General features: G+C 35.8%; 4 protein-coding genes. All 4 read right to left on the minus strand.

The genetic code is table 11. The features are described 5' to 3' along the window. Window positions 1-2,328 (minus strand): ATP-binding protein (locus tag ABIQ28_RS09695; protein ID WP_348036712.1); only part of this gene is annotated, 2,328 nt, incomplete at its 3' end. Further along, window positions 2,315-2,884, minus strand: coding sequence for a hypothetical protein (locus ABIQ28_RS09700; protein WP_348036715.1), 570 nt, complete (start codon window positions 2,882-2,884; stop codon window positions 2,315-2,317). The genes ABIQ28_RS09695 and ABIQ28_RS09700, both read right to left, overlap by 14 nt. Window positions 2,885-2,890: 6 nt before the next feature. Then, window positions 2,891-4,093: a hypothetical protein gene (locus tag ABIQ28_RS09705; RefSeq protein ID WP_348036717.1), complete on the minus strand. Its 1,203-nt coding sequence runs from the start codon at window positions 4,091-4,093 to the stop codon at window positions 2,891-2,893. A 654-nt stretch (window positions 4,094-4,747) separates the two neighbouring features. Beyond that, window positions 4,748-5,476 (minus strand): serine hydrolase (locus ABIQ28_RS09710; RefSeq protein WP_348036719.1); only part of this gene is annotated, 729 nt, incomplete at its 5' end.

Consider the following 5,476-nt stretch of genomic DNA (forward strand, 5'->3'; position numbering starts at 1 on the left):
TTTATCCTCCAATTCATCCATCTGATTTTTGCGGAGTACTTCAATGCGAAGGTCGGATTGCTCTTTGTGAGTGTTAATAGAAGATTGGAAGGTTGAAACTTTTTCGTTTTTACTTGCTTCTAAATCAGCAGTCTTTTTATCCCGTTCCGTTTCCTTTAATGAAATCCTTCTAGAAATATTTTTATTAACCGCCGTTAACTGATCTGATGCTTTTGAAAGTTCATAAGAACAACTTTCTAACTTCTTTTCAATTTCGATGGCTCTGATTTTCTTTTCAGCTTCTGATTTTTCAATCCATTCTCTCAATTGGACGCTATTGATCTTCTGTTTTTCCTCATTCTGATTTAACTGATAGTCTTCTTTTGCAATTAAATCATTTAAATTTTTGATTTTTTTAGTAAAGCCACTCTTCAATTTATTTTGTTCCGTTTCTTTTTCAGCCTCTATCCGAAGACTATTTTTTTGGATTTGCTCCAGCTGTTTTTTTAATCTTTCTATGTCCTGCCGATATTCTTGAACACTTTTGATTTTATTTTCGAGAACTTCCAAATTGACTCGGACACCAAATAAGGATTTCGTTTCCTTTTCAAACTGTTCTGGTTCAAGATCCGAGTGAAAAAGAACTTTTTCATCAACCACTTTCCCAATAGTATTTTCCCAGTTCGAAACATTTTTATTTAACCAGCCATAAAAGGAATCTTCACTCTGTAATAGTTTAGACTCAATTTCCTTTATCACGTTTTCAGCTTCAGCGCTTTGATCTTTCGCCTTTGCCGTTTCAACCCCAAATCGGGCGTCTATTCTTTCAGTTTCAAGTTCCCATTCTTTTCTAGCATTTTTGATTTGGTGCTTTGAATCCGTAATCGTGGAGTTACCAGCAGAAATCTTGGCAATCAACTGCTCCTGATTTTGCTTGCACGCTCCTATTTCACTTTCAAAGAAAATTTGATATTTTAATTCTGATTTTTGATTGTCGAGAAGGTGTTTCTCATTCTTAAGTCTTTCGATCTCTTCTACCGCATTTATTTTTTCTGCTTCGGAATTGATTTTAATGTCGTTAACTATTTTTTGATAGCTGGTAAAAAGTTCCATTTTGGAATTTCCAAACTCCTGCTCCAGTTGATTGATTTCTGAAGTTTTGGTGTTTAAGTAAGCTTGCTTTTCATTTTCGATTTGCCGGATCAAGTTTTCATATTTTGTCCTGATATCTGCAAATCTTGAAGTGAGCAGGTTTTTTTCTTCAGCCAATGCGCCACTTTCCTGTTGCAAGGATTCTTTCTCCGCAACCTTGGAAATCAATATATCAATTTCGATTCTTTGATATTCCTGTTGTTTCCTCTGTGCTTCCGCAATCTGTTTCTTGAAATAATCTATTTCAGAAATTATTTTTTGTTCCCGTTTTTGATGTAAATCTTTGAGATTTTCAAATTCTTTGTAAAATCTATCCTTTGTTTGTCTTTCTTCCGAAATATCGACCTGAAGTAGTGGCTTTTGTTTTTCTACATAATCCATTCGCGACAACAAATTCCGAAATAGCTCCAATTTCTCCCGATTCAAATAATTATGAATACGGTAATGGTCAATGATGCTATCCGCCTGTTTCCTGATAGGCACTTCTCCTTTCCTATTTGCTTTGGACCAAATAGCGATATCATTAATTTGACTCTCAAATTCACGAAGATGGTTTTTGGAATAATTCTCCAGATCGATGGTAAACTCTTCCTCATTAAGGGAATTAATGATGGTGTCCTTGATGAATTTAGCTTCCAGATTGGAGTTTAAAAACACATTTTGAATGGTGCGCGGAATATTTTCATACTGCCTACTTTCTATAATTGCATATTTTCTGTATTCAGGTTTAAGGGATTTATTATCGCCATAAATAATCCTTCGGAATTCATCATAACTTGAAATGATAGACGTATAATAAATTGATTTGCCAAAAGCCTGACGAATCTGCTCCCAGTTCTCAAATGCCCGATTCTGATGGTCAATAAAAAGCTGTTGCTCATACCCAGAGTCAAAAAACCGAAACGCTACTTTGCCGTTCACTTTGTAACTAAGCACACAAAATGGAACGCCATCTTTCATCACTTCATAAATGACATAGGAGTTTTGATAAGGAAAATAATAATCGTCGTAGTTTTTTTTCTCACGTGGAATTCCAAGTTTGACTTTGTTAGCATTGTAAAAAAACAAAATAGCACGTAAAAGCGTGCTTTTTCCGACACCCTGGGTGCCAATCAAATGCACGTTGCTGTCAAGCTCAATCTCAGCATAGGCCACCGATGCGCTGTTTATAAAAATAATTTTATTAAGGTATCTCATTCTCTATTTCTTCAGGAATATTAATAGCGGTAACCAAGTCTTTTAAATAATTGAAAGAGGTAAGCACTTTATAGGTTTCGGACATTTCATTTTCTAAGGCCACAAAATCGTCCTTAACCAATTGCTCGATTATTTTTTTAACTCTTTCGGAATAATTCTTTTTATCGGCGCCTAGCCTTTTTAGATTGTCCAATTTATTTTTTAAATCGGCATTGTTCTTTAGTTGATTGACAATTTCTGCAGGCGAAAACCTAAAACCCACGTCAAAAGAAGTGTCAAATGTTTTTAAAAAGTCCAGCAAGTCAATCCAGCCAAAGGCCTTATTAAGTTTCCTATCCAGATCCGTATTACTTTCCAAGCGACTAAAATAGAAATATTCGTTTCCGTGTTCTAAATTGTAATTGATATGGGCGAAATAATTTTGCAACTCGTAAAATGTTTCCTCCTCCTCAAGAATGTTGTAGAGCATTTTTAGACGATCGTCGGGACTATTGGAACAAATAAACCGACCACGGCGAAGCACTTCAAAAATTTCGGAGGTGTATTTTGTTTTCATCTTTATTTATTTAGGATAAACCATAGCGTATTCCACACCATTAAAATTTTCAAATTCATTGGCAATCATGAATTCCTGATCATAAATGGACACAAGTTGACAATATACTGTAACCCGTTCCTCAAAACCGACGTCCTTGTTAAAGTTGTAGTTTACGATAAAGTTGAACAGATTATCGCCTGTGGCCAGAAAATGATTTCGTACTTCCTCCAGATTGATCATGACTTCTTGCTCCACATTATTTTCAAGAAAATCGGTTGCAATAGTTTCTGCGAGCTCGGGAACGATGTGTGTTCTGGATTTATAATTTTTAGCAACTTTCTTAATGGATGCAAAAGCCCTTTCTTCATTGAGAATAAAATCCAATGAAAGATTAAGAGGTTCGCCCAATCGTCGTTCAAAAATTAAGGAATTGCTTTTTGTTAAGTGCTGTTTGATATCCGTTTCTGCTTCAATGGTAAAATGATCCTTTAGATATTTTAATTTTCGAAGCTTCTCCAAAAACAAGCCTTGGTGCTTAATCTGATTCAGATAATCAATAATCTGTTTTTCAATTTCAATCAAGTTATGGGAACATTCATTCAGCTGAAGCTTCAACTCTGTAATGATCCGTTTCAATTCTTCATCTTGGGAGGTTTTAAAAAAGACAGGCTGGTTTTCATTGATAAGATCAAGAGCTTGACCACTCAGCTTTTTAACCATCACTCTTTTCTCATCAAGATGTTTTAATTTGAGTTGCTTGTTTTTAAAATTCGGCTCATTTTTAAAGGTATTGTCAACTTTACGTCTCAGGTCAATAACGCTACGGATCGTTACAACGCCTATTTTGCGAAAAGTTCTTTTTATCTCTCGTAGATAGGCATGCCTTCTATGCTCGCTATTTTCATTTAAAAAGTAAACAATATTTTCCTGAATGGATTTGATATTTTCATCAATGGAGGCCAAATTAATTTCCTCATTCACTTCAAGGACTTGCTCAAAAAACTCCAAAAACAGACCATCGATCTCCAACAGCCCTCCGTTTTCTCGCAACACCGACTTTTTGACTAGATAATCTATGCGCGCTTCATCATAATCGACCAATTCCAGAGCATAAGAAAGTTTAAACTCCAACGACTTTCGCTTTCCAAACATTTCATAAAAAAGTCTTTCTTCTCTTTTTAGAGCAGTGAGCAATTCCTTGATATCATTGAAAGATTGAATGTCCATGGCGCTAAATTTAAGAATATTATGGGAGAATCAAAATATGAATTTGAGCAGATCTACTAGCTCTTTCCAGAACAAAAATTTATCTCTGCTAGAAAGGACAATTCTCCTTAATACGCTTTAAAAAATTTGAAGACTTACTTCAACTAAAACCATCTTTACCTTTAAGGTCAACCAAGTTTGTCCATATATGCCTTTATGAATTTAGCCGAATGGAGTCTTTCTTTCAGCTAGGGATGGTTTAATTTGTTCGTCCTATCCCGTCAACGAAAAAAATCAAGGAAAGTTACCGTTTTAAACAGATAGAAAAAACTTGAACTACTTCGGGCAACCTTTTATAACTAGAGGTTTTTAACGTTTTGTTCAACTATGCAATTCTTTTGTTTTTATTAGAAAAGCTTATGAAAAATGTGCATTTAGACTTGCTTCTAAATTATAAGACCAACGTTTTAAGTGCTTTACGACACAAGTCTATATTTTATGTTCTACCAACAGAGTGGTCTTGGTTCTTTTACCAGTCAATATTTATTTCTAATTATTAAACACGAGGCTATTCATCTCCGTATTGCTCATAAGTGTTGAAAACTTGTTTTGGAGTCATTAAACAACAATCGGACGTGATTTTAATTAGTGTTACTTTTTTGGGGTAGTCTCACTTTAATCAATCACGCGTTGAACGGCATCGATAAAAGCCTGTCTTCGTTGTGTGAGTTCTTTAGAACCCGCTTTAGGCCAAGCTGCAATTTGAGCAATAACTAGATTTTTAGCTGGATCCACATATAGCATCTGACCAAAAATTCCAACTGCCGCGTAGCTACCATTATTATTCCGCCACCACAAATACCCATACCCCCCGCCTTCATCGTTGACTTCATATAGGAGGGATTTAGCATTATCTATATATTCCTCAGAAAAGATGCTCTCATCTCCGAGTTTACCTTCCTTTAACATCAGCGTTCCCAAGCGAGCATAATCTCTTAAACTAGCTGAAAGCCCACTGCCTCCAATGTTTAAGTTGCTACACTCATCGGCCAGCCAATAGGCACAATGTTCCATTCCCCAAGGTTTCCAGATCTTTTCAGACAGATATTCGGCCAAACTTTTTCCAGTAGCTTTTTGAATCAAAATCCCGACCAAATCCGTTTCTCCTGTGCTGTAATTCCAATGGGTTCCAGGGGCATGGGCAAACCTTAGAGATTTCATATAAGTCAAAATATGAGCCTCTGTGTCTTGACAAGGAGCTTGATACATCTGTGCTACATCCGAGTTTACATCCTCATAATCTTCGTTCCAAGCAATGCCTGAGGTCATGGTTAATACTTGTCGTACAGTTACTTTCCCGTAATCTTGACCTTTAAACTCGGGGATATAATTTTCTAGAGCATC

Origin of the sequence: Gelidibacter sp. (assembly GCF_039916245.1) — a bacterium.
Lineage (GTDB): Bacteria > Bacteroidota > Bacteroidia > Flavobacteriales > Flavobacteriaceae > Gelidibacter.

Coding starts and splice junctions, on each gene's coding strand:
- ABIQ28_RS09705 (WP_348036717.1), bottom strand. CDS start 4,093: ATGGACATTCAATCTTTCAATGATATCAAGGAATTGCTCACTGCTCTA.
- ABIQ28_RS09700 (WP_348036715.1), bottom strand. CDS start 2,884: ATGAAAACAAAATACACCTCCGAAATTTTTGAAGTGCTTCGCCGTGGT.